The 23,551-nt window shown below is 70.2% G+C and carries 22 protein-coding genes and 4 pseudogenes; 14 read left to right on the forward strand and 12 right to left on the reverse strand.

Annotated features, from left to right (window positions below):
- Window positions 1-103: 103 nt before the first annotated feature.
- From ACZ7G3_RS20735 to ACZ7G3_RS20750, 4 genes are all read left to right on the forward strand, one after another.
- Window positions 104-736, forward strand: coding sequence for a glyoxalase (locus ACZ7G3_RS20735; RefSeq protein ID WP_470927355.1), 633 nt, complete (start codon window positions 104-106; stop codon window positions 734-736).
- A gap of 461 nt (window positions 737-1,197) precedes the next feature.
- Entirely contained in the window at window positions 1,198-3,237 is a 2,040-nt protein-coding gene (locus ACZ7G3_RS20740) for a flavin monoamine oxidase family protein (protein ID WP_470927356.1), read from the forward strand.
- Window positions 3,234-5,117 carry a thiamine pyrophosphate-binding protein gene (locus ACZ7G3_RS20745; RefSeq protein WP_470927358.1) on the forward strand — a complete coding sequence of 628 codons (1,884 nt, stop codon included), beginning with the start codon at window positions 3,234-3,236 and terminating at the stop codon, window positions 5,115-5,117. Before ACZ7G3_RS20740 ends, ACZ7G3_RS20745 begins: the two co-directional genes overlap by 4 nt.
- Window positions 5,118-5,176: 59 nt before the next feature.
- Window positions 5,177-5,686 carry an inclusion body family protein gene (locus ACZ7G3_RS20750; protein ID WP_470927360.1) on the forward strand — a complete coding sequence of 170 codons (510 nt, stop codon included), beginning with the start codon at window positions 5,177-5,179 and terminating at the stop codon, window positions 5,684-5,686.
- Window positions 5,687-5,744: 58 nt separating this feature from the next.
- Here ACZ7G3_RS20750 and ACZ7G3_RS20755 read toward each other — a convergent pair whose 3' ends face one another.
- Window positions 5,745-6,518: a polysaccharide deacetylase family protein gene (locus tag ACZ7G3_RS20755; RefSeq protein ID WP_426599263.1), complete on the reverse strand. Its 774-nt coding sequence runs from the start codon at window positions 6,516-6,518 to the stop codon at window positions 5,745-5,747.
- Between the two features lie 407 nt (window positions 6,519-6,925).
- Between ACZ7G3_RS20755 and abc-f the strand changes: the two genes are divergently transcribed.
- Both abc-f and ACZ7G3_RS20765 read left to right on the forward strand, forming a co-directional pair.
- Window positions 6,926-8,557 carry a ribosomal protection-like ABC-F family protein gene (gene abc-f, locus ACZ7G3_RS20760; protein WP_470927362.1) on the forward strand — a complete coding sequence of 544 codons (1,632 nt, stop codon included), beginning with the start codon at window positions 6,926-6,928 and terminating at the stop codon, window positions 8,555-8,557.
- A gap of 64 nt (window positions 8,558-8,621) precedes the next feature.
- Window positions 8,622-8,792: a hypothetical protein gene (locus tag ACZ7G3_RS20765; RefSeq protein ID WP_470927363.1), complete on the forward strand. Its 171-nt coding sequence runs from the start codon at window positions 8,622-8,624 to the stop codon at window positions 8,790-8,792.
- Between the two features lie 135 nt (window positions 8,793-8,927).
- On the opposite strand, the gene ACZ7G3_RS20770 is transcribed toward ACZ7G3_RS20765, so the two are convergent.
- Window positions 8,928-9,341 carry an arsenate reductase ArsC gene (locus ACZ7G3_RS20770; protein ID WP_470927365.1) on the reverse strand — a complete coding sequence of 138 codons (414 nt, stop codon included), beginning with the start codon at window positions 9,339-9,341 and terminating at the stop codon, window positions 8,928-8,930.
- 92 nt (window positions 9,342-9,433) lie between these two features.
- Between ACZ7G3_RS20770 and ACZ7G3_RS20775 the strand changes: the two genes are divergently transcribed.
- Genes ACZ7G3_RS20775 through ACZ7G3_RS20790 form a run of 4 tightly spaced genes read left to right on the forward strand, consistent with a single transcriptional unit; the run spans window position 9,434 to window position 12,109 of the window.
- The gene (locus ACZ7G3_RS20775; protein WP_470927367.1) at window positions 9,434-9,742 is read left to right on the forward strand and encodes an ArsR/SmtB family transcription factor; all 309 of its coding nucleotides are present in this window, start codon (window positions 9,434-9,436) and stop codon (window positions 9,740-9,742) included.
- Window positions 9,739-10,848: an ACR3 family arsenite efflux transporter gene (arsB, locus tag ACZ7G3_RS20780; protein ID WP_470927369.1), complete on the forward strand. Its 1,110-nt coding sequence runs from the start codon at window positions 9,739-9,741 to the stop codon at window positions 10,846-10,848. Before ACZ7G3_RS20775 ends, arsB begins: the two co-directional genes overlap by 4 nt.
- Window positions 10,848-11,048, forward strand: a complete 201-nt coding sequence (locus ACZ7G3_RS20785; protein WP_470927371.1) for a hypothetical protein — start codon at window positions 10,848-10,850, stop codon at window positions 11,046-11,048. The genes arsB and ACZ7G3_RS20785 overlap by 1 nt, the downstream gene beginning before the upstream one ends.
- A complete protein-coding gene (locus ACZ7G3_RS20790; protein ID WP_470927372.1) occupies window positions 11,045-12,109 on the forward strand; it encodes an ArsO family NAD(P)H-dependent flavin-containing monooxygenase in 1,065 nt (354 codons plus the stop codon). The genes ACZ7G3_RS20785 and ACZ7G3_RS20790 overlap by 4 nt, the downstream gene beginning before the upstream one ends.
- A gap of 59 nt (window positions 12,110-12,168) precedes the next feature.
- Here ACZ7G3_RS20790 and ACZ7G3_RS20795 read toward each other — a convergent pair.
- Window positions 12,169-12,390: pseudogene (locus tag ACZ7G3_RS20795) on the reverse strand (ArsR/SmtB family transcription factor); the annotation flags it as partial.
- A gap of 103 nt (window positions 12,391-12,493) precedes the next feature.
- Between ACZ7G3_RS20795 and ACZ7G3_RS20800 the strand changes: the two are divergent.
- Window positions 12,494-12,795, forward strand: a pseudogene (locus ACZ7G3_RS20800) (MFS transporter); the annotation flags it as partial.
- A gap of 99 nt (window positions 12,796-12,894) precedes the next feature.
- Here ACZ7G3_RS20800 and ACZ7G3_RS20805 read toward each other — a convergent pair.
- A complete protein-coding gene (locus ACZ7G3_RS20805; protein ID WP_426599255.1) occupies window positions 12,895-13,461 on the reverse strand; it encodes a Uma2 family endonuclease in 567 nt (188 codons plus the stop codon).
- Between the two features lie 80 nt (window positions 13,462-13,541).
- Between ACZ7G3_RS20805 and ACZ7G3_RS20810 the strand changes: the two are divergent.
- A pseudogene (locus ACZ7G3_RS20810) lies at window positions 13,542-14,040 on the forward strand (tyrosine-type recombinase/integrase); the annotation flags it as partial.
- A gap of 16 nt (window positions 14,041-14,056) precedes the next feature.
- Here the strand turns inward: ACZ7G3_RS20810 and ACZ7G3_RS20815 are convergent.
- On the reverse strand, window positions 14,057-14,848 hold the full coding sequence (locus ACZ7G3_RS20815) for a hypothetical protein (RefSeq protein ID WP_470927374.1): 792 nt from the start codon (window positions 14,846-14,848) through the stop codon (window positions 14,057-14,059).
- A 226-nt stretch (window positions 14,849-15,074) separates the two neighbouring features.
- Here ACZ7G3_RS20815 and ACZ7G3_RS20820 point away from each other — a divergent pair.
- Window positions 15,075-15,211, forward strand: a pseudogene (locus ACZ7G3_RS20820) (tyrosine-type recombinase/integrase); the annotation flags it as partial.
- A 592-nt stretch (window positions 15,212-15,803) separates the two neighbouring features.
- Here the strand turns inward: ACZ7G3_RS20820 and ACZ7G3_RS20825 are convergent.
- The 5 genes from ACZ7G3_RS20825 to ACZ7G3_RS20845 all read right to left on the reverse strand — a co-directional run bounded on the left by ACZ7G3_RS20825 (window position 15,804) and on the right by ACZ7G3_RS20845 (window position 20,614).
- Window positions 15,804-16,832, reverse strand: coding sequence for a hemolysin family protein (locus ACZ7G3_RS20825; RefSeq protein WP_470927376.1), 1,029 nt, complete (start codon window positions 16,830-16,832; stop codon window positions 15,804-15,806).
- Complete coding sequence (locus ACZ7G3_RS20830) at window positions 16,829-18,166, reverse strand: hemolysin family protein (protein WP_470927378.1); 1,338 nt, start codon at window positions 18,164-18,166, stop codon at window positions 16,829-16,831. Before ACZ7G3_RS20830 ends, ACZ7G3_RS20825 begins: the two co-directional genes overlap by 4 nt.
- Before the next feature lie 503 nt (window positions 18,167-18,669).
- Window positions 18,670-19,503 (reverse strand): PIG-L family deacetylase, encoded by an 834-nt coding sequence (locus ACZ7G3_RS20835; RefSeq protein ID WP_470927380.1) that lies wholly within the window; start codon window positions 19,501-19,503, stop codon window positions 18,670-18,672.
- Window positions 19,504-19,811: 308 nt separating this feature from the next.
- A complete protein-coding gene (locus ACZ7G3_RS20840) occupies window positions 19,812-20,267 on the reverse strand; it encodes a DnaB-like helicase C-terminal domain-containing protein (protein ID WP_470927382.1) in 456 nt (151 codons plus the stop codon).
- Entirely contained in the window at window positions 20,264-20,614 is a 351-nt protein-coding gene (locus ACZ7G3_RS20845; RefSeq protein ID WP_470927383.1) for a hypothetical protein, read from the reverse strand. Before ACZ7G3_RS20845 ends, ACZ7G3_RS20840 begins: the two co-directional genes overlap by 4 nt.
- 222 nt (window positions 20,615-20,836) lie before the next feature.
- Between ACZ7G3_RS20845 and ACZ7G3_RS20850 the strand changes: the two genes are divergently transcribed.
- Window positions 20,837-21,166 (forward strand): hypothetical protein, encoded by a 330-nt coding sequence (locus ACZ7G3_RS20850; protein WP_470927385.1) that lies wholly within the window; start codon window positions 20,837-20,839, stop codon window positions 21,164-21,166.
- Between the two features lie 960 nt (window positions 21,167-22,126).
- Here ACZ7G3_RS20850 and ACZ7G3_RS20855 read toward each other — a convergent pair.
- Both ACZ7G3_RS20855 and ACZ7G3_RS20860 read right to left on the reverse strand, forming a co-directional pair.
- Window positions 22,127-22,534, reverse strand: a complete 408-nt coding sequence (locus ACZ7G3_RS20855) for a DUF6086 family protein (RefSeq protein WP_470927387.1) — start codon at window positions 22,532-22,534, stop codon at window positions 22,127-22,129.
- A gap of 330 nt (window positions 22,535-22,864) precedes the next feature.
- Window positions 22,865-23,122, reverse strand: coding sequence for a DUF7660 family protein (locus ACZ7G3_RS20860; RefSeq protein ID WP_470927389.1), 258 nt, complete (start codon window positions 23,120-23,122; stop codon window positions 22,865-22,867).
- Between the last annotated feature and the right edge of the window lie 429 nt (window positions 23,123-23,551).

Consider the following 23,551-nt stretch of genomic DNA (forward strand, 5'->3'; position numbering starts at 1 on the left):
ACCGCCGAATGAACAACCGGCGAAGATCGCGTGCGCCGGGTCCGTGCGGCCCGGTCAGTTTTCGAGAAGCGCGGGCGAGCCGCCCGCCCATACCGTCGACGGCATGAACTCCATCGACTCCGTCACCCTGGAGGTGGCCGACATCGAGGCGGCCGCCCGCTTCTACTCCGCCGCCTTCGCCCTGGACCCGTCGCGGGTCCGCCTGCGCGCCTCCCAGGCCCCCACCACCGGCTTCCGCGGCTTCACCCTGTCGCTCGTGGTGTCCCAGCCGGGCAACGTCGACGCCCTCGTCGGCGCCGCCCTCGACGCCGGCGCCACCGCCCTCAAGCCCGCCGCGAGGTCGCTGTGGGGCTACGGCGGCGTCGTCCAGGCCCCGGACGGCACGGTCTGGCAGATCGCGACGTCGGCGAAGAAGGACACCGGCCCGGTCACCCGGGACGTCGACGAGATCGTGCTCCTGCTGGGCGTCGAGGACGTGAAGGCCAGCAAGCGGTTCTACGTCGGGCAGGGCCTCACCGTGGGCAAGAGCTTCGGCGGCAAGTACGTCGAGTTCGCCGCCGGGCCGGGCACCGTCAAGCTGTCCCTGTACAAGCGCCGCGGCCTCGCCAAGGTCGCGGGCGCCCCCGCCGACGGCACCGGTTCCCACCGGCTCGTGCTCTCCGGTGCCGACCGCCCGTTCAGCGACCCGGACGGGTTCGTCTGGGAACCCACCGCCCCGCTGGCGGTCGCCGGCTGATCGCGCGTGCAGGGCTCTCGGGGCCGACGACGCCACGGAACGGGCCCCGGGAGCCGGTGAGCCGGTGAGCCGGTTCCCGCGGTCGCCCGGGCCGGTGCCCGTGGTCACCGCGCCGGTACGGCCGGGCGCCGCCCGGGCCGGGGCGACACCGCGCAGGGCCGGGGCGACACCGCGCAGGGCCGCGGCGACGACTGGGCGGAAAATCACCGTCCCGGACCCCTTCCCGCCCCCGTCGGCCGGTGGGGCCGCCCACCGTGGGAGCAGCGGGAATTCCGCCTTCCGTGAGCGAATTATCGATTCGGCTGCGTTTCCCTTTCCCCATCCGCCCCTGGTGGACCACCGGTCCGTCGTGAGTAATACGGGCAAGTCGAATTCCCGTCGAGCAGCGCGATCGCCGCTTTTTGGACTTTGTCCGCGAAACGATCCGGGAAACCGTTTCTCCATCTCTACGATCGCAAGCTATGACCGACCATTCACGGGAAAACTCCGCCACCCGTGCACGCTGGCAGACCTGTCTCCGACTTGCCCGCGAACTCCTGCTCGTCGGCCCGGACGGCAGGGACCTCAAGCTCGACTACCTCCACACCCTGATCGACACGGGCCGTCTCGGCACCACCCGCCACCCGCGCAAGAAGATCCTCGTCGTCGGCGCCGGCATAACCGGCCTCGTCGCGGGCCGTCTGCTCAAGGACGCCGGCCACGACGTCACGATCCTCGAGGCCAACACCGACCGGGTCGGCGGACGCATCAAGACCTTCCGCGCCACCAAGCACCACCAGCCCTTCGCCGACCCGGCCCAGTACGCCGAGGCCGGTGCCATGCGGCTGCCCGACTTCCACCCGCTCGTCCTCGCCCTCGTCGACAAGCTCGGCCTCGGCCGCCGCCAGTTCTACAACGTGGACGTGGACCCCTCCACCGGCAGCGGCCCCGACGTCCCCGTCCCGCCGGTGACGTACACCTCCTTCACCGGACGGACGTGGACCTACGGCGACGACAGCCCCGACTTCCGCGAACCCGACAAGCGCGGCAACTCCTGGATCCGCGCCAACCGCGTCCAGGTGCGGCGGGCCGACTACGCCGCCGGTCCCGAACGGATCAACGAGGGCTTCCACCTCACCGACGACGAGGTCCGCGCCCCCGTCGTGAAGATGGTCGACGACGCACTGGAGAGCGTGCGCGACTACTACTCCGACGTCGTCGACGGAAAGCGCGTCAACAAACCGTTCGACGAATGGGTCGAGGGCTGGGCCCGGGTGATCCGCGACTTCGACGGCTACTCGATGGGCGGATTCCTGCGCGACCACGCCGGGCTCAGCGACGAGGCGATCGAGGCCGTCGGAACGCTGGAGAACATGTCCTCACGGCTGCACCTCTCCTTCTTCCACAGCTTCCTGAGCCGCAGCGACATCAACCCCACCGTCCGCTACTGGGAGATACCGGGAGGCAGCTGGCGCCTGCCGCACGCCCTCCACCAGGGCCTGCGCGACGAGGTGCGGCTCGGCCACCGCATGATCCGCCTCGAGTACCACGACCCCAGCCGGGACACCGACCCCGAGGGCACCGGAGCCGTCGGCCCCGACGGCTGGGGCGTGGCCGTGCAGACCGTCGCCGAGAACGACCCCCAGGCCCCGCCGCGCCTGTGGACCGCGGACCTGGCGATCGTCACCGTCCCGTTCTCCGCCCTGCGCTTCGTGGAGATCGTCCCCTCGATGTCGTACAAGAAGCGCCGCGCGGTCATCGAGACCCACTACGACCAGGCCACCAAGGTGCTGCTGGAGTTCAGCCACCGGTGGTGGGAGTTCACCGAGGACGACTGGCGCGACGAGCTGGAGGGCATCGCGCCGGGCCTGTACGAGTACTACCGGCTCGGCGCCGACCAGGGCGCCCGGACCCGCGTCACCCTCCCCGACCCGGAGGCCGGCCTGCTCGGTGCCGCGGTCAAGGACAGCGGCGTCACCGAGGAGATGCGGCGGATCGACGGCACCATGCCGCTGCGCGGCCCCGCCGTCCGCCCCGCCACCCACAGCTTCGGCGGAGGCTCCGCCACCGACAACCCCAACCGGTTCACGTACTACCCCTCGCACCGGGTCGAGGGCAGCACCGGCGGCGTCGTGCTCGCCTCGTACTGCTGGTCCGACGACGCCGCCCGCTGGGACTCCATGCGCCCCGCCGAGCGCTACGTCTACGCCCTGCGCAACCTCCAGGCCCTGCACGGCCGCCGCATCGAGGTGTTCTTCAGCGGCCGGGGCGCCACCAAGAGCTGGGCCCGCGACCCGTACGCCTTCGGTGAGGCCGCCATCTACACCGCGCACCAGATGACCAGCTTCCACCTGGACGTCTCCCGGCCCGAGGGCCCCGTGCACTTCGCCGGGGAGCACACCTCCCTCAAACACGCCTGGATCGAGGGCGCCCTGGAGAGCGCCGTCCGGGCCGCCGTCGCCGTCCACCACGCCCCGCCGGTCACCGTCCCGGGACCGGACAGGGAGGAGAACTCGTCGTGATCGCGATCAACCCCGGGTGCACGGTCGCCCGCTACCTCGCCCGGCGCCTGGCCGAGCTGGGCATCACCCACCTGTTCGGCGTCCCCGGCAACCACCTCGGCCCGTTCCTGACCGCGCTGCACGCCGAGGGCGACATCGAGTGGGTCGGCACCCCCACCGAGGGCGGCGCGGGCCAGGCCGCCGACGCCTACGCCCGCATCCACGGCGTCGGCGCGGCCGCGGTCACCTACAGCGTGGGCGCGTTCAACCTCCTCAACGCCTGCGGCGGCGCCTACGTCGAACGGGTCCCGCTCGTCGCCGTCAACGCCTCCCCGCCCTACGAGCAGTGGCAGAACCAGCGCGCCCTCGGCCTGCTCACCTCCCACATGAGCCCCCGCACGGAGAGCAACCTGGAGGTCTACCGGCAGGTCACCGTGGACGCGCAGGTCATCTCCAACCCGGGCCTCGCCCCCGGCCAGATCGACACCGCGCTCACCGCCTGCCTGACCGAGCGCCGGCCGGTCTACCTGGAGGTCATGGAGGACCTGTGGGACGAGCCCTGCGCCGAGCCCCAGGAGCCGATCAGCCGCCGCGAGCGGCCGCTCGGCGCACGCGGCCAGACCATGCTCGACAGCGCCGTCGCGGCGATCCTCACCCTGATCGAGGAGCATCCCGGCCCGGACGGCAGGCCCCGCCCGGTCGTGTGGGCCGGCGAGGAGATCGACCGGTTCCGCCTGGGCGCGCGGCTCACCGACCTGGTCGAGGCCACCGGGGTGCCGTTCTGCACCACCGTCGGCGCCAAGGCCGTCGTCGACGAGGACCTGCCGCAGTTCCACGGCGTGTACAACGGCCACGCCAGCCATCCGGACGTGCACTGGGTCTTCAAGGACTGGGCCACCTGCCGCATCGGGCTCGGCGCCTGGTCCACCTCGAAGAACCTCGGCGGCGAGCAGTGCGTCGGCGACGACTGGGTGATGGCCGCGAACGGCGGCGTCAGCGTCGGCACCTCCTACTTCCCCGACGTCCAGCTCGAACAGCTGCTGCCCGCCCTCCAGGACGCCCTGGTGAAGGCGTACGGCTCCGACGGCCTTGCCGCCGACTACTACGCCGAGGCCCACGCCCACCACGGAGCGCCCGAGGACCGCCCCGCCGCCCTGGAACACCACCGGGCCTCCCTCCACCTCAGCGGCTCGCGCTCCCGGCGCCGGGGACACCCCGGGCACCTCACCTACGACGGCGTGTTCGACCGGATCAACCACTTCCTGGCCCGCGAGACCCGGGACGACTGGACGGTCGTCTCCGACGCCGCCTTCTCCCTCATCGGCTCGATGAACCTGTCGCTGCCCGCGGGCGGGTTCCTGTCCCAGGTCAGCTGGCTGTCCATCGGCTGGTCGGTCGGCGCGGCCACCGGCGCCGCGCTGGCCCCCGAGCGCACGCCCGCCCGCCCGATGGTGTTCGTCGGCGACGGCGCCTTCCAGGAGACCTGTCAGGAGATCTCCACCCACACCCGGCTCGGGCTGCGCTCGGTGGTGTTCGTCATGGACAACGGGCACTTCTACGGCATCGAGCAGATGCTGGTCCACCCGTCCTACTACGCCGGGAACGGCCAGGCCGAGCGGTCCGGCCAGGCCGACCGGTCCGCCCGGCCCGACCCGGACTTCTACAACGTGCTCCACCCCTGGCACTACGACCGCCTCGCCGCCGTGTTCGCCGGACGGGACACCCCGGCGAACGGGGTCGCCGTCGCGGACACCGCGGAGCTGGACGCCCTGCTGGCCCGCCTCACCGACCCCGCCGACCCGGTCAACGCCGGACCGCTGCTGGTCCGCGTCCGCCTGCGCCGGCACGACTACCCGCGGGCGATGGCGTACAAGGTGCCGAAGCCCGGCACGACCGTCTGACGGGCCGCCCGGACCGTCAGGGAGCAGAGAGCACGACCCGTATCCGAAGGGGGCAGGACATGGCCGAACTCAACGTGATGATCGCGTTCGACGCGGCGACGATCGTCGAACGGAACCCCAACGCGTCGAAGAACCCCGACGCGCCGACCTACGCCGACGAGAGCCTGATCTACATGACCACGCGTCAGGACCACATCATCGGCACGTCGGGCGCCGAGCTGAACCTCCGGGCCGAGCCCGGGGACAGCGTCAAGTGGCGGGAGACGACGCTGTCGCTCGGCAGTGACTACAAGGCACTCCTGTACCGGTACGTGAGCAACGACAGCCAGCACGTGCTCATCAGGACGCCGGAGATCGAGGTGGTCCAGGGCGTCTACCCGATGCCGCAGGAGGGGACCGAGGGCACGCCGGCGTTCACGGTCCAGGAGTACGAGGACCACTACTGGCGGACGACGGTCAAGAGGACCGGCAAGGTCGTGTACCACTTCTACTTCCAGATCCTGGACCGTCACCGCAATCTGATGGGCTACTTCCAGTGGGACCCCTTCATCACCATCGAGCGGCCCTGACGGCCCCCGGTGAACGCCGGTCCCTCCGCGACGTGGCGCTCGCGGAGGGACCGCGGCCTCAGCGCACCGGGAAGCCGAAGGAGTAGCCCTGCTCCTTGAGCCAGGGCAGGACGCGGCGCAGGGCTTCGACGGTCTGGGAGCGGTCGCCTCCGGCGTCGTGGAAGAGGAGCGTCGGCCCGTTGGGGAGCTCCCGCTCGACGGTGGCGACGATGGCGTCCGCGCCCGGCCGCTCGAAGTCCTTGGTGTCCACGTTCCAGCCCAGCGGGCGCATGCCCCGGGAGGCGGCGAGCTCGCGGCTGTAGGGGGTGAAGGCGCCGCCGGGTGCCCGGTAGTACACGGGCCGTACGCCTCCCGACGCCTCGGTGATCATGCGCTCGGCGTCGAGGATCTCCTTCGACTGGTAGGCCTCGGACTTCTTGTCCATGGCGGTGTCGTGCGACACCGCGTGGTCGCACAGCCGGTGTCCGGCCGCGACCAGTTCCTTCACGAGGTCCGGGTGGGCCTGCGCCTGCGTCCCCGTCACGCAGAACGTGGCCTTCACTCCGAACTCGCGCAGCACGTCGAGCACCTGAGGGGTCCACACGGGGTCGGGGCCGTCGTCGATGGTGATGTTGACGCCGCGCGGCCCCTTGTCCGAGGCGTGCACGATGGTGACGTCGACCGGCTCTACGCCACTGCCCGGCGTGGCCGACGCGGTCGCCGCCGGCGAAGGGCCGCCCACGGAGCCGGCCTGCGCGGTCCACACCGAGGCGCCGACGGCGAGCACCGTCACGCCGAGCGCCGCCCCGACCACCTTGCCGTACCAGCCCCGCCCGCCACCGTGCCGTGCCATGTCCGCCCCGCTTTCCCGCCGTTGCCCGTCGAACCCTCGGTCGCTTCGAGACCACCTGACAGGACGGAGAACGGCGGCCGGGGGATGCGTCTGTTACCGATCACGGACGATCCCGGCGGAGTTCGCGGACAACCCGGCGCGCGGACAACCCGGCGGCGGACACCCCGGCGCGCGGACGACTCGGCGCGGCGGCCGGAGCGGCGCGGCGGCGGGAGCGGGCCGGTGGCCCGGTCCCGCCCGCTTCGCCCGCCGTCCTGCCGCCGACGTCGGCGCCGCCAGCTGACGAGACGTAACGTCTTGCGTGACCGTGCCGCGTGGGCTATCTTCCAGGAAAGCGAGACGCGACGTCTCGTATCGCTTCGCTCCCGTTCCTCGTATCTCCGTTCCCGGACGAAAGAAGACCCCACTTGATCCGTACGCCCGCAGCACCGTCCGCCGCCCGCACCACCGTCTCCCAGCTCACCGTCACCGACGTCAGCAAGCGCTACGGCCACCACCTCGTCCTGGACCGGGTGTCCTTCACGGTCCGGCCCGGGGAGAAGGCGGGGGTCATCGGCGACAACGGCTCCGGCAAGTCCACACTGCTACGGCTCCTCGCCGGCACGGTGCGGCCCGACAACGGCGAGGTCCGCGTCGTGGCGCCGGGTGGCACAGGGCACCTGGCGCAGACACTCGACCTGCCGGAGACGGCGCGCGTCGGCGACGCCATCGACCTGGCCCTGGCCGAACTGCGCACCCTGGAACGGCGGATACGGACGACCGGCGCCGCGCTCCAAGGCGCCGACCCGGCCGTGCACGACCGGTACGCCGCGCTCGAGGCGGAGTTCGAGGCGCGCGGCGGGTACGACGCGGACCGCCGGGTCGACGTCGCTCTGCGCCACCTCGGAGAGCCGGCCGGTCTGGACCGCTCGCGGCGGATCGGCACCCTCTCCGGCGGTCAGCGCTCCCGCCTCGCCCTGGCCGCGACGCTCGCCTCGGCGCCCGAGCTGCTGCTGCTGGACGAGCCCACGAACGACCTGGACGACGAGGCCGTGGCCTGGCTGGAGGACCGGCTGCGTGCTCACCGGGGCACCCTCGTCGCCGTCACCCACGACCGGACGTTCCTCGACCGGGTCACCGACACCGTTCTGGAGGTCGACCCGTGCACCCGGGCGGTTCGCCGCTACGGCGACGGCTACCCGGGATACCTCGTCGCCAAGGCCGCCGAACGCGCCGCGCAGGAGCGGGAGTACGAGCAGTGGCGCACCGAGGTGGCCCGCCAGTCCCGGCTCGCCGACTCGCACATCGGCCGCCTCGAAGCGATCCCGCGCAAAGGGCCCTGGGCCTTCAGCGGCGCGGGCGCGTTCAGGGCCCGCTCACGCGCCCACGGTGCCATGAGCCGCATCCGCAACGCACGCGAGCGGCTGCAGCGGCTCACCGACAACCCGGTGCCCGCACCCCCCGAGCCGTTGCGGTTCTCCGCGGACATCGGGGGATCGGCGGACCGCGCGGTGGAGGTGGGAAACCTGCGCGTGCCGGGGCGCCTGGTACTGGACTCGCTCCATGTTCCCGCGAGCGGCCGGCTCCTGGTGACCGGTCCCAACGGTGCGGGCAAGACCACGCTCCTGCGCGTCCTGGCGGGCGAACTGGCACCGGAGCCGGGTGCCACGGTGCGACGGCCCGCGCGGGTCGGAATCCTGCGCCAGGTGGCGGCCCCGGCCCCTCCCGGCGAGGAGAGCCGCTCCCTGCTCGCGGCCTTCGGCGAGGACCGCGCCGACGAACTGCTGGCCCTGGGCCTGTTCCGTGCGGCCGACCTGCCCCGGCCCGTACGGGACCTGTCCACCGGCCAGCGCCGCCGCCTCGAACTCGCCCGCCTGGTCACGGGCTCGCACGACCTGCTCCTGCTGGACGAACCGACCAACCATCTCTCGCCCTCCCTGGTGGAGGACCTCCAGACCGCCCTCACCTCCTACGAGGGCACGCTCATCGTCGTCACCCACGACCGCCGGCTGCGGTCCGCCCTGCCGGGACCCGCTCTGGAGATCACCCCGGCCGGCTGACCGGCCGATGCGGGCGGCCGCGAAGCGCCGGGGCGGGAGGTGACGCCCTGTCCGCTTCTCCGGAATGTCCCGGCGCTCGGGGCTCGACGCCGTCGGCGCCGAGCCCCGCCCCGGGCCGGCAGGTCTGCTTCTGACTTTCGACGCCGACCTCACAGACATCGAACCGGCCGAGCTCAGACAGGCGCTGCGCTCCCTGCGCACCCGCATCGACGACGGACTCGGGCGTGACGCGTGAGTCCCGGGGGGACGGGGGCCACGCCTCCGGGATCTGCCCGCCCGAGGGGGCCTCGGCGCGGGCGGTGCGGAGCGCGGCGGTGCGGCCCGCGGGGCCGCCCGATGGCGATGACCTCGCGGATGTCCGTGGCCGTGCTCATGACCGCGGCTCGGGCACGAGCTCCTTGATCAGGCCCTCGACCAGCACCTTGATCTCGTCGCGGATCGGGCGGACGGCCTCGACGCCCTGGCCGGCCGGGTCCTCCAGCCGCCAGTCCAGGTACCGCTTGCCGGGGAAGACGGGGCAGGTGTCGCCGCAGCCCATGGTGATGCAGACGTCGGACTCCTTGACCGCGTCCACGGTCAGCATCTTCGGCACCTCGGCGGAGATGTCGATGCCCACCTCGCGCATCGCCTCGACGGCGGCGGGGTTGACGTTCTCGCCCGGGTCCGAGCCGGCGGAACGGACCTCGACGCGGTCCCCGGCCAGGTGGGTCAGCCACGCGGCGGCCATCTGCGAGCGGCCGGCGTTGTGGACACAGACGAACAGCACGGAGGGCTTGTCGGACATCAGGAGGTCTCTCTTGTCTCGCGACGGCATCAGGCGCCCATGACGTCAGCACCCAGTGGTGTCAGTCATCACTGATGTGACAGTATCAGCACATGATGACGTCAGTCGACACTGACCTGATCCGGGTTCTGGCGGACCCGCTCAGGCTGCGAATCGTGACCCTGCTCGCCGAAGAGACGCTGTGCACCACCCACCTCGTGGAGGAGACGGGCGCCCGGCAGACCAACCTCTCCAACCATCTGAGGGTGCTGCGCGAGGCCGGGGTCGTCGAGACGGAGCCGTGCGGCCGCTACACGTACTACAAGGTCCGTCCGGACGTCATCGCCTCGCTCGCCGGCCAGTTCGCCGACCTGGCCGAGTCCGCCCGCACCGCCGCCGAGAACAAGAGGGCCTGTCCGTGACCCGCACCGACACACCCGCGACGACCGCCGAGGAGTCCTCCGTCGTCGCGAAGCTGTCGACGCTCGACCGCTTCCTCGCCGTATGGATCCTCATCGCCATGGCCGTGGGCCTCGGCCTGGGGCGAGCCGTCCCGGGCCTGAACGACGCCCTCGCCGAGGTCGAGATCGGCGGCATCTCCCTGCCGATCGCCCTCGGCCTGCTGATCATGATGTATCCGGTCCTGGCCAAGGTCCGCTACGACAAGCTCGACGCCGTCACCGGCGACCGCAGGCTCATGGCTTCGTCCCTGGTGATCAACTGGATCGTCGGCCCGGCGGTGATGTTCGCGCTCGCGTGGATCTTCCTGCCGGACCTGCCCGAGTACCGCACCGGCCTGATCATCGTCGGCCTGGCCCGCTGCATCGCCATGGTCATCATCTGGAACGACCTGGCCTGCGGCGACCGCGAGGCCGCGGCCGTCCTGGTCGCACTCAACAGCGTCTTCCAGGTGCTGGCGTTCGGCCTGCTCGGCTGGTTCTACCTCGACCTGCTGCCCGGCTGGCTCGGCCTGGGCGACGGCGAGCACCTGGACATCTCCATGTGGAAGATCGCCCTGAACGTGGTCATCTTCCTCGGCGTCCCCCTGCTGGCCGGCTTCCTCACCCGCCGCATCGGCGAGAAGAAGCTGGGTCGCGAGAAGTACGAGTCCAAGTTCCTGCCGAAGATCGGCCCCTGGGCGCTCTACGGCCTCCTCTTCACGATCGTCATCCTCTTCGCCCTCCAGGGGAAGACCATCACCTCCCAGCCGCTCGACGTCGTACGCATCGCGCTGCCGCTGCTGGTGTACTTCGCCGTGATGTGGGCCGGGACCTTCCTGCTGGGCAAGGCGATCGGCCTCGCCTACGACCGCACGGCCACCCTCGCCTTCACCGCCGCCGGCAACAACTTCGAGCTGGCGATCGCCGTCGCCATCGCCACCTTCGGCGTGACCTCCGGCCAGGCCCTCTCCGGCGTCGTGGGACCGCTCATCGAGGTGCCCGTCCTGATCGGCCTCGTCTACGTGTCCCTGGCCTGGCGCAAGAGGTTCACCCCGTCCGCCCTGACCACCGAGGGAAGGGACTACTGATGCACTGCCTGGACTGCCGCGCACAGGGAACGACCGGCACGGCCGTCGGCGTCTGCCACGACGGCGGAGCCGCCGTCCGCCCCGAGCACACGCTCGTCGCCCACCGCGTCGTGCGCGGGCGACCCCTCCTCGGACGACCCGGCCGGATCACGGCCCGCACCGTCCGGTGCACCACGCGCGCGGCGGCACAGGCGGCATGACACAGCACACCGACGTGGTGGTGATCGGCGGCGGCCAGGCAGGGCTCGCCGCCGGCTACCACCTGCGCCGCCAGGGCGTGGACTTCGTCGTCCTCGACGCCCAGGCCACCCCCGGCGGAGCCTGGCAGCACACCTGGGACTCCCTGCACCTGTTCTCCCCCGCTGCCTTCTCCTCCCTCCCAGGTCGCCTCATGCCGCCGCAACAGGGCGAGGAGTACCCCGAGGCCGGGCACGTGGTGGCCTACCTGAGCGACTACGAGCAGCGGTACGACCTCCCCGTGCGGCGGCCGGTCCGGGTCATCGGCGTGCACGACGACGGACGGCTGCTGAGAGTCGAGACCGACTCCGGCACCTGGCACGCACGCGCGGTGATCAGCGCGACCGGCACCTGGTGGCGCCCCTTCCTCCCCGCCGTCCCGGGCCGCGGGGACTTCGAGGGCCGTCAACTGCACACCGTCTCCTACCGCAGACCGCAGGACTTCGCGGGCCGACGGGTGATCGTCGTCGGAGGCGGCAACTCCGGCGCCCAGATCGCCGCCGACCTCGCCCACCACACCGAACTGACCTGGGCGACCCAGCGCCCGCCCCGCTACCTCGCCGACGACATCGACGGCCGCGCCCTCTTCGACGCGGCCACCGCCCGCCGCCGGGCTCTCGACGCCGGCCGCACCGACACGGGAGGCGTCGCCTCGCTCGGCGACATCGTCGCCGTACCGCCGGTCCGTGAGGCTCGCGACGCCGGGCGGCTCAAGGCGTCACCCATGTTCGAACGCCTCGACCGCGACGGCGCCGTCTGGGCCGACGGCACGCGGGCGCCCGCCGACGCGGTCATCTGGTGCACCGGCTTCCGCCCGGCCCTCTCGCACCTGGCGCCCCTTGGTCTGCGCGGCCGGCGCGGGCACATCGCCACGGTGGGCACACGGGCCGCGGACGAGCCACGCCTGCACCTCCTCGGCTACGGCGACTGGACCGGTCCCGCCTCCGCCACCCTCATCGGCGTCGGACGACCGGCTCGCGACGCCGCCCGCGCTGTCGCCGAACTCCTCGACGCCGCAGGATGATCCGCGTGCGATCAGCCGCAAGGGCGCGGACACGGCGATGACGGGCGTGGCCGGGCGGGCTACCGGACGGCCAGCAGTTGCCCCATCGCGGCCAGTACCGACGGCTCGACGCGGTAGTAGACCCAGGTGCCGCGGCGCTCGGAGGTCAGCAGGCCGGCCTCCTTGAGCTTCTTCAGGTGGTGGGAGACGGTCGGCTGGGAGACGCCGACGTCGGAGATGTCGCACACGCAGGCCTCGCCGCCTTCGTGGGAGGCGACGGCCGAGAAGAGGCGTAGCCGTACTACGTGGTCAAGGCCGACGCCGACACCCTGACCAAGCAGAGCGCCGACGCTGACGCCACTGCCGAGGAACCGGCCGACACCGCCGGATGCTGCTGACCCGCCGATGGCCGACCTCCGCACCAGCGAGGCCGTGACCGGAACAGGGGACCGGTCACGGCCTCGCGCCGCCCTGCCCGCCCTGTGCGTCACCCAGATCACCAGCTGGGGATTCGTCTGCTACGCATTCCCCGTCCTGAACCCCGGATCACCGCCGACACCGCCCGGTCGACGACCGCCACCACCGGCGCCTTCTCCGCCGCCCTGATCGTGTCGGCGCTCGCCGGCATCCCCGTCGGCCACATCCTCGACCGCCGTGGTCCGCGTCCGGTCATGACCGTGGACTCGGTCCTCGGCGTCACTCTGCTCGCCCGAGGGAGCCTCGGTTGCCTACGCACATGATCCGCAGGAGCCTGTCGGGCGCACCGCCGCAACCTGAGCAGCCCTTCTGCCTGCCCTGCGATCGGTTCAGATCTGGCCGAGGTCGATCTCCGCTGCGAAGGGGGCGGTGATCTTCAGGGCGCCGGCGAACACGTCCCCTTCGCGGTACGTCCTCGTCGCGGGATCGAGCAGGTACGTATACACCAGGGGTGTGCCCGTCGCGGCCTGCTCGATACGCCAGTAGAAACCGATCCCGGCTTTGGCGTACTGGTCCACCTTCACGATCCGGTCGGTGGTCTCCGAGCCCGGCGACACCACCTCGGCCACGAGCAGTACGTGGTCGGGCCGGGTGGGCGTGATGTCGATCGTGTCCGCACGGTAGACGATGACGTCGGGGCGGCGGTTGGTCAGCGGGACGTCCTGAAGCCGGACGTCGAAATCCGTGTCGGCGTTCCAGTCGGGACCGGCTGCGGCGTCCAGGGCGTTCGCCAGGAGCCGGGCCAGCCGATTGTGCCGCTTGGAGGCGCTGGGGCTCACGACGACCATTCCGTCCACGATCTCGATGCCGGCGCACTGTTCCTCGGACCACGACTCGTACTCCTCGGCCGTGATCTGCTGGTGCATCCACGCCGGGGCCACCATCTCGGCAGTCATGACACGCCTCCCGGACACTGTGCGGCGGGCCCGATCCCGCGCGACCCAGCGTACTGTTCTCGCTCGTCCGGCGTCCTGCGAAAGGGGCGGGCAAGGAGTCATCGGCGGAGCGGCGTATCGCCACCGTCGGTCAGATCGACGCGCTCGCCGACGTCGTCGGCATCCGCGGCCGGCTCATCGCCTACCTCGACGCCTACGGTCCCATGCGGCCGGAGGAACTGGCCGGCCTCGCCGTCGTGACGTGGGCGTCGACGCGTGCGGGTCGCCGAGCCGGAACGGACCAACGGCAGGCGGGCCCCCGGTCCGACCAAGTCGGATGCGGGTGCTCGCGTCGTCGTCCTCCCGGACTCCCTCCGGAAGGAGCTGAGGCGACACCTCGACTGGTTCGCCGAGAAGGGCCCGGACGGGTTGGGCTTCGTGGCGGAGAAGGGCGCGGCCTTCTCGCGCACGACGTTCGGGCGGAAGCGGCGACGTGCCCGCACGGTCGCCGGTCTGCCGGAGGGCTTGCGCTTCTACGACCTCAGCCACACCGGCCACACGCTCTCGACCCGTTCGGGGGCCACCCTCAAGGAACGGATGGCCCTCGGGTCCGCGATCAGTTGTGCTCCTCGTCGATGGTGACGGCGACCCCGTCCTCGACCTGGACGGCGACAGCGACGCTGCCCTTCTTGGCCGCGGCTTCGAGGTCTTCCTCGGTGCAGGGCGTGACGGTCTCCGCGTCACCGCAGATCCAGCCGGCGCCGTTGATGACGGTGTCGGTGCCGGTGAAGAACGCACGCTCGTTGCCGTCGCGGCTGAGGGAGTACTTGCCCGGGGCCATGTACCCGAGCGTGCCCGAGAAGAGCCCCGACCTCTCGCCCTCTCCCATACCGTTGCCGCCGCCGTTGCCGCTGTCGGTGTGGTCCTCGATGATGCTGACAGCGACTCCGTCCTTGACGTCGACCGTCGCTCCGAACCCCTTCTTGGCCGCGGCTTCGAGCTCCTCCTCGGTGCACGGCGTGGCGGCCTGGCCGTTCGCGTCACCGCAGATCTTGCCCGCGCCCTCGATGTCGGTGTCCTCGGAGGTGAAGAACGCCTGCTCCGCGTTGTTCGCGTCCGTGACGGTGTACTTGCCGGGGGCGAGGTAGGAGACCGTGCCGACCCACTTGCCCGACACCATGCCGCTCTTCGAGCCCTTCTCGCCCGACTGGGACTCGCTGCCGGTACCGGTGTTGGTGCCACTCCCACCGGCGTCGGACTTCCCCTTGGCGGCCGAGTCCGAGGCCGTGGCCCCGGTCGACTTGCTGCCGTCCTCCGTGTCCTCTCCCTGACAGGCGGTCAGCAGCATCGTCGTGGCCACCAGGGCCGCGGCGGCGAGGACGGACTTGCGGCGGTGCGTGCGAAGCATGATGGGATTCCCCCTGCTGATGGTGATGTGGCAGGGCCGGGCTGGTCGTTCCGGCTGGTCTCTGCCTTGTCGATCACCATCCTGAACGGTGCGGCGGCCCCCTGGAAAGCGCGGTTACGGTGTCATGACACTCCTGTCGTGAGCACGGGACGTCGCTCCAATGTCCACGAGCCCATGCGGCACGGCCGCCTCTTCCTCGCCGGTCGGGCGGACGTGACGGAAGTGGCGGAAGTGGCGAAAGGCACGTGAGAGCGGCGGCATGTCAGAGGGCTTCCGCTTCTACGTTCCCCGCCACACGGGGCACCCCTGTCCACGCGCTCCGGGGCCACGCTCAAGGACACCGTGGTCCGTGCCGGACAGTCCGGCGCTCAGGGGCCGATGCCTGTTGACGGAGGCGGATGGGCTCTTTGCGACTGCGTACGATGCGGTCCCCGGTCGGGGCGGTCCCTGGTCAGGGGCCCCACAGCGCCGTTTCCGGCGCGTGAGTGGTTGAGCAGGGCGGACCGACCGGTCGTCGTGCTCGTCATGGTGTGCCGGGGCGTCGGTGCGGACCCGTTCCTCATCCCGGGGCGCGGACTGCCGGGCCGGGATTACGGTCTGTTCTGCCTCGACAGGGCGCCCGGCCACCAGAACCGGCGGCCGAGGTCGTGGGCCGGTACAGGACCGTACGCGCGAGGAAGGCGTCGAGCAGGACGCCGATGCCGACAGGCACGCTCATCTGGACCAGAGCCAGGGGTGACCGCACTCACCGGCCGGGCGGGCCGGGAAGGCGGGCTTGCCGGAAGCTGCCGGAGCTGACGCGCTCGGCGGGGAAGGCGGCGCGGATCTTCAAGAGTGAGGCGAAGGCGCTGAAGGAGCAAGGACTCGGGGCCGTCGACGGGTGCCGGAGGTCGTGTCGTCTCCGGCACCGTCGTCGACGGCGATGTGCGGTCCTCGCGGTCCTGAAAGGGGCTTGCTACGCGGTCTGCGGCTGCAGGAAGCGCGCCAGCAGATCGTCCAGGCTGACCATGCCGGTAAGCCGGCCCGAGTCGTCGCGGACCACGGCGAGCGAGGCCCTGCGTCTGCGCAGCAGCTCGATGGCGTCGGCGACCGTGTCGTCCTCGGTCAGCTCCGGTACCGGCCGGGCCAGTTCGCGAGCGCTCGTGGCACGTCCCCGGGTGCGGGCGACCAACGCGTCGCGGGCGTGGACCGAGCCGAGTACGGCGCCGTCCTCGCCCTCTTCACGGACCAGCAGGCGCGTACGATCGCCGTCGGCCGCGAGACGCAGGATGTCGTCGGGCCCCGCATCCCCGTGGACCGACGCGATCTCGTGGGTCGGCACCTGAAGGTCACCCACGGGCAGCTGGGGCTCGGTCAGCGACCGGGTGATCAGCTCCGAGTCGGTCTCGCTGATCAGGCCGAGCCGCTGCGACTCCTCGACGAGGTGCGTGAGCTGTTCCCGGTTGTGGACGGAGGCGAGCTCGTCGCGCGGGGTGACGCGGCACAGGCGTACCAGCGCGTTGCTCATCTTGTTCAGAACGGCGATGAGTGGTCGTACGACCTTCACCACCCCGCGGAAGGCCGGCGAGAGCAGCATCGCCGAGCGCTCGGGGTGGGCGATGGCCCAGGACTTGGGGGCCATCTCGCCGACCACCATGTGCAGGAACACCACGACGATCATCGCGACGGCGAACGCGATGCCGTAGCTGAGACCGCTCGGCAGGCCCAGCCTGTGCAGCAGCGGATCGAGTTCGTGCGAGATCGCGGGCTTGGAGACCGACCCCAGCCCCAGCGTGCACACGGTGATGCCGAGCTGGGCCCCGGCGAGCATCAGTGACAGCTCGCGCATGCCGGTCAGCGCGGCCTTGGCGCCGCGCTGTCCCTCGGCCACGGCCTTCTCCATCCGGTGCCGCTTGGCGGCGACCAGGGCGAACTCGGCGGCCACGAAGAACCCGCTGCCGATCAGCAGCAGCACGGTGACGAAGAGCGCCATCGGGAAACTCATGCCTGCTCCACCGCCTTCTCCGTCATGCGTTGCAATCGCACCCGCTTGGGCACATGGCGGTCGAGGACACGGACGTCCATGACCGCCCGGTCGCCGTCGGGCAGTTCTACGGTGATCCGGTCGCCGATCGTCGGGAAGCGGCCGAGCCGGTCCACGATGAGGCCGGCCACGGTGTCGTAGTCGTCCTCCTCGGGAAGCTCGATGCCGGTGGCCTCGGCCACCTCGTCGAGGCGGCGCCCGGCGTCCACCAGCCAGCCTCCCCGGTCGGCCACCGCGATCTCGGTGACGGTGTCGGTCTCGTCGGCGATGTCGCCGACCAGTTCCTCGGCGACGTCCTCGTACGTCACGATGCCCGCGACGCCGCCGTGCTCGTCGAGGACGACGGCGAACTCGTCGTCCTGCTCGCGCATCCGCGTCACGGCATCGGGCAGCGGCAGTGTGTCGGGCAGCAGCAGGGGGCGCCGGGCGACGGCACCGGCGGTCGTCATGGCGAGTCGCTCGGCGGGCAGGCCCATCAGCTCGCGTACGCCCAGCACTCCGGTGATGTCATCAGGGTGGTCTGCGAAGACGGGGTAGTTCGAGTGGCCGTGCTCGGCGATCAGCTCGACGGCCTCGGTGGCGCTCGCGTCCTTGCGCACGAAAACGGCATCCGCGCGCGGCACCATCACCTCGTCGAGGGTGCGCTCGGAGAACTCCAGGGCGTGATCGAGGAGGGCGGCGGTGTCCTTGGGCAGCTCACCCTGTTCGTGGGACTCGCCGATCAGCTGGCTGAGCTCCTCCAGGGTCGCGCCGTGGTGCAGCTCCTCGACCGGCTCGATGCCGATCCTGCGCAGCAGCCGGTTCGCGGCGCCGTCGAAGACCCGCACGACCGGGCCGACGACCTTGAGGTACGCCAGTGTGGACGAGGCGAGGGACTTCGCCAGGCGCTCCGGCACGGCGATCGCGAGGTTCTTCGGGGCCAGCTCGCCCAGCACCATCTGCACGACCGTGGCACCCACGAAGGCGAGTACGACGGAGATGCCGCTGACGGCGCCGTCAGGGATGCCGGTGCCGGACAGCGCCGGCCTGAGCAGCGCGGACACGGACGGCTCGGCGATGAAACCGACGACCAGGCCCGTGACAGTGATGCCCAGCTGCGCGCCGGACAGCATGAACGACAGCCGCTCCAGCACCTTCAGGGCGCGAGCGGCCTTCTTGTCCCCGGCCTCGGCCTCCCGTGCGAGAGCGAGCCGGTCGGCGGAGACGTATGCGAATTCCTGGGCGACGAAATAGCCGGTGCCCGCGGTCAGCACCAAGACCGCCAGCAGGCCCAGTACGGCATTCGCGGCACTCATCGAACACCACCCCGCCGCGTGCCGGGCTCAGTGAAAACCTGGCGGGATGGTCGGGGACTGTGCCCCGGGGGGTCCGTCGGTCTGGCGGACAACGCGTGACTCCTTGTTTCCTTGTTTCCGTCTGTGAGCGGTGCAACGAACAGGGCTGTATGCACGTTCCCGACCACTGTCCGCCACGGGTCGGTGCGGTGCCAGGCGGGTTGCGGCGGTCAGGCGAACGGACGGGCGGGTCTGCCCGTGCTGCGGACCATCCGTCGCACGGTTCGAGACTTTCTGGCGTCGAGTGGGTTGGAACGGCACGCGAGAGCCCAGCCAAGCATCGCCCACCTGCGGTTAGGGCGCGCGAAGGGCACGCCGCCCCGAGGTTGGACTGGACAACAAGAAACCCCCGGGTCGATGACCTGGGGGTTCTGCGTGGAGCGGGTGACGAGAATCGAACTCGCGCGACCCGCTCGATCGCGCCGTGCGGCCGATGCGCTTTCCCGGCCGGCCCTACGGGCGGATCACCGCAGTCCGGCGAAGAGATCGTTCTCGGGCAGGGACGCGCCGGTGGCGTCCTGGACACGTACGAAGGTCTCCACGCCCATCAACTCGCCGAACCTCTCCTTTCCCATCTTGAGGAAGAAGATGTTGTCGCCCTGACTGGCGTGCGCGGCCAACGCGTCGAACTTCTGACCACTGAACGCGGTGGTGTCCACCCACGTGGTGATCTCATCGTCGGGCAGGCCGATCTCGGCCATCGCGGCGGCCTCGGCAGGGTCCGGCTCCGGCATGTCCGGATGAAACTCACGCATGATCTCACCGAACCGCTGCATCCCCGAGCGGGGCATCGTGGTCCAGTACACCTTCCGTGTCAGCGCGGTCATCTCCAGCGCCGCCATCGTGATGCGGTGGGCTTGGATGTGGTCGGGGTGGCCGTAGAAGCCGTTCTCGTCGTAGGTGACGACCACGTCAGGCCGGTAGTGCCGCATGAGTTCCGCGAGTCGGGCCGCGCCTTCGTCCACGGGGGTCCGCCAGAAGGATCCGGGGGCGTCGTTGCCCGGCCAGCCCATCATCCCGGAGTCGGCATAGTCCAGCATCTCCAGATCACTGACCTTCAGGACGTCGCAGCTCGCTTCGAGTTCTTGACGCCGCATGACGGCGACGGCCGCCGGATCGTGCCCGGGCTCGCCCGGCTTGACACCCCCCGGCCCGTCACCGCAACCGCCGTCGGTACACGTCACGAGAACCGTGCGGATGCCTTCCGCCGCGTACCGCGCGAGGACACCTCCGGTTCCGGTTGCCTCGTCGTCGGGGTGGGCGTGTACTGCCATGAGCGTCAAGGGTCGGTCAGTCATGAAACAGTCCTCCTGCGGATATGAGTCCCGGCCCGAGTGCGCGGCGGGCGTGCCGCGATCCTGGAGCCCGGATCCTGGTGGGGGGCGGACGACCTCGCGGTCTCTGTGCTCCCGCCGTGCGGCGCCGGTCCCTCGGTCGGTGCAACCGCGCCGGACGCACCGGCTGTTCCCGGCGCGGCCACTTGGCCTTCCGGGCGTCGGCGTTCAACGAGACCGGGGGGCGGGCGCGACCTGCATGTCTCAGCACCACGTCGGATTCGGCTTCCGTCCGGCACCAGCTGTGAGACGCCGATACGGAATGAGAAGTTCTACTGCAGCCGGCACTCACACCTGAGCGGAGTCGATGAACGACGACCAGGTCGGTGTTGTCCTCCAAACTCTCCGGAGTCGCGTAGACCGCCGGCCGTGGGGTGTTTGTCGGTGCGCCGCTCAGGCCCGCAGTTGAGTCGAGGAACGGCGACGACGGGGACGTCCGGCTTCTTGGCCGGGGGCTTCAGGCAACGGGCGGCCTCGTAGGCCCACGCCACCTCAAGGACACGACGATCCGCGCCGGCCAGTCTTCCGAGCAGACCGCGCCGATTCATCAGCACTCCGACGACGACGACAGGAAGAGGTCGCCGCCGACCTCGACGCCACCGTCCGGAAGGAGAACCGCAGTGATCGGCAAGCCACCTGCCCAGCCTTCTGGCACGAATCCGGCACGCGGCGACGGACAACCGGAGACAACAGAAAAGGCCCAGGTCTCTGACCTGGGCCTTCTTCATGGGGCGGGTGACGAGACGTGGTTCCCCGCTGTTCCCCGCTCTATCTGGTGCGCTTGTGGTGCGTCGGCTGTGTCCTGGCCTGGTGCCGTCGGCTCGTCGGCTGCCCCGTACAGATCGGCACGGAGACGCTCCTTGGCCGCTTCAAGGCGTGGGCCGTAGTCGGGCATGAAGATCTCGCTCAGCGTCTTGTCGAGCGTTCCGGAGATCGCGTAGATCGGCGACCAGATGGCGCGGTCGTGCACGATCCCCTGAAGGTCGTCGGACTGGAACATGACCTGGTAGAGCCAGTCCGAGAGCACGAACGCTTGATCGCGCGTGAGCCTGATGGTGATCGCTTCCTCGTCCACACCCTCAACCCAGCTTCCTCGACTTGCCGCGTCTTGGGCCGAGCTTCCGTGCTGACCAACACGCTTTCCAACTGTGGTGGTGGTCCTGAGCGACTTGGACGGGCCGAGCGAGCCACCGGCTCCGTCCCGTCTGAACGGCCGTGTACGGCGCGGAATGAGACGGAAACTGAGACGGACGGCGAAGTTGGGCTCGCTAGCATCGTGGCTGTTGAAGGAGGCGTCATGGCACTGGTCCGCAAGGGATCACGACGGATCGTTGTCGACGGCACCGTCTACCGCTGGCGGCTGCGAGGCAGGCCGACGTACTTCCAGGGCCTGACCTGGTCGCCGTGCTCGTTCGCGGTCGAGCATGCGGACACCCGGGGTACGACGCTCGTGGTCACCACCGACCAACCGCATCCGAGTAACTGGGTCGGTCGTGAGGCTGAGCCTGTACTGCCGTCCGGTGTTGCTGCGGCTGTTCGGCTCGCCCTGCGTGAGGGTTGGACGCCGAAGGCTCCGGGCTCCGCGTTCCACCTCGATCACTCCGCCGGCTTCACACCTTCGAACTGACCGGATCCGTTGGAGTGGTTGGTCGTACCTCAGCCGACGACAGTCAGCCACGATGGTGGGTGCGTCAACGGATCAGGCGCGTGTGTGCCTCGTTGCACCCCCACCGGCCCCAGCCACGCCGCCCGGTGACGTCCGTCAGAGCATGCGGCGATGGCGGAACCGTGGTGACGAATCTTCGGGGCAAGGACCTCTTTGTCCCGAAGCAACTTGGGCGGGGACTCTGCCTTGCACTGGCATGGCGACTACCTGCACTGATAGTCCGCGCTCGTCCGCCATTGTGCGTCGGCGTTTGTCACGCAGTTAGACCCTCACTGCTCGGACGGTGGCGCTGACCATGGATCATGTTGTTGGAGTGCGTCGAACTCGCTGAGATCAACCCTGCTTGCGGCGGTACGCCGTTCCCGAACCTCTGACCACGTTCTGGGTCGGTAGCCCGGCCCACTGCAACCGCACGAGTGGAAGGTGATCCCGGCTCGGAGAGTGGCCTCAAGGGCGCGCCAACCCCGCTTGTCCCTGCGGCGCGGAATGGCCACGTCGAAACCGGCGTTGATCATTGGCTGACGGCAGCGAGGACAGAGGTGGTCCCCGGACGGCTTCAAGCTCTGCTTGAACGAAGACCGGCAGGCCAAGCACACGAAGTGGCAATTGTAGGTAGCCGCATACCGACACATCCCTGAAGCGTAGCGAGAGTGATCTGTCCCTGGCCATCGAGTTGCAGTGGCGTTCTGACCACCGCTTCAGGAGCGAGGTGGGGCGAGTTGGTGGCTGACCTGCGGCATGCCGACACCGACGGACGCTGGCTCGATGCACTCTCGGTAGCCGTAGTTCCCCGTGGTTCCCCCCCGATCTGGCGCGGTTGTGGCACGGGGAACAGTTGGTCCGATCCGTAGCTCTAGCCGGATCGGTCAGCGGTGGCTGCATCGGCCACTCTGAGCCCCCGAGAGACGCTATCGGACGGGATCAGTTACCGGGGTTGGGTACGGAGCTGCTGTACTGCCTCCAATTCGCAGCCCCCATAGAGCGTCCGAAGGAGGCCATCTCGCTCTTCAGAGATTCCTCGTGCTCGGCGCTCAGCGTGATGGATGACCCCGCCATGTCCAGGAGAACGAGAGACGTGACCAGCAAGCCGCGCCACAGTCCCTGCAGCACCGCACTGTTGGTCCGAGAGTAGGCGTCGTATAGACCCTCCGTGAACGCCCGGAACGCCGGAATATCTACGTCACATCCGCCTAGGCGGTCGTTTTCGATCAAGCCGCTCGGCCGCTCCAGATACGCCGCTGCGCTCTGCGTAAGGGAGAAGAAGAGCCGACCACTGTGGTAGCCCGCATCCCAAAGTGTCTCGTCGTCCAGCTCGTAGGGGTAGCTCAATCTGCGATCTCCACACTCTCGTAACAGTGACCGACTGGCTGTTGATGCAGCTCACTAGCCTGTGGCGATAGTCGTACAGGCCCGCCGACGTTGATGTCAGTCACGGATGTCAGACTGCCGACTTCTAGGCATGACCCACGAGGTCGGTGGAGTCTCAATGACTGAGTCAATCATCCACAGCCAGGCGTGGAGCCCATGTTTGGAAGATCGCGTATGGGGACTAGGGCTGAGCTGAGGAGACGCTGACCTGCGTGTTCTCGGCCCGCCCTCCGCTGTTCCCCGAGGCTCCCCGCTGATCTCTGCCCCTTCGGGCACGTCGGGGACACGGCGTCATTCATAGATCCGGGCAGCGGTCAGGGCGCGGGCGAAGAACGTCCAGTCACCCCGAGGTGGCAGATCTTGTCCGTTGTTGCGGTACCGCCCTGGCGCAGCTGACACCCAGGCCTCCAGAGCCTCCAGGAAGGCGTCCAGCGTGCCGTTCTCCCACTCAGTGCCGTTCTCGGCGTGGTCTGCTCGAAGACGCGCCAGGAAGGCGCTGAATGCTTCTCGGTCGGCAACGTGGTCGGTGGCTCCAAGGGGACTCGTCATGATCACGACCTTAAGGCTGCCCACGCGATCGGCGGAGCGGCTTTGGGCGGGAGCTGCTTTGGGGCGAGTGATCACGGCCCCCTAAGCTTCCGGCGCGTCGGGCAGTCTGTGGACCTGCCCGTTAAGCACGACGTTGGGGCCATGATCTTAGAGGCCGTGGAGCCGACCGCCCCAGCCACGACGGGTCTTGACCTCGGCATCGCTCTCTCACCTTCGCCCCGGCCTGGTCTTCGCCCCCTTGTGAGCGCGGGCGGGCGTCGACGCGCGGCCCCGGTGACGAAGGCAAGGAGGGGCGGCGCGGCGGCGACCGACCGGCGCCGGCGGGGTGTGTGTGGGCATTTTTCTTTCCCCCCTGACCGCCTTTCGCCCCCTTGGGGCGGCTGCGGGAACGGAAGAAGCCAGACTTCCTCCACCGGGGGTCCGCATCCC

The organism is Streptomyces sp. NPDC037271 (assembly GCF_055603605.1).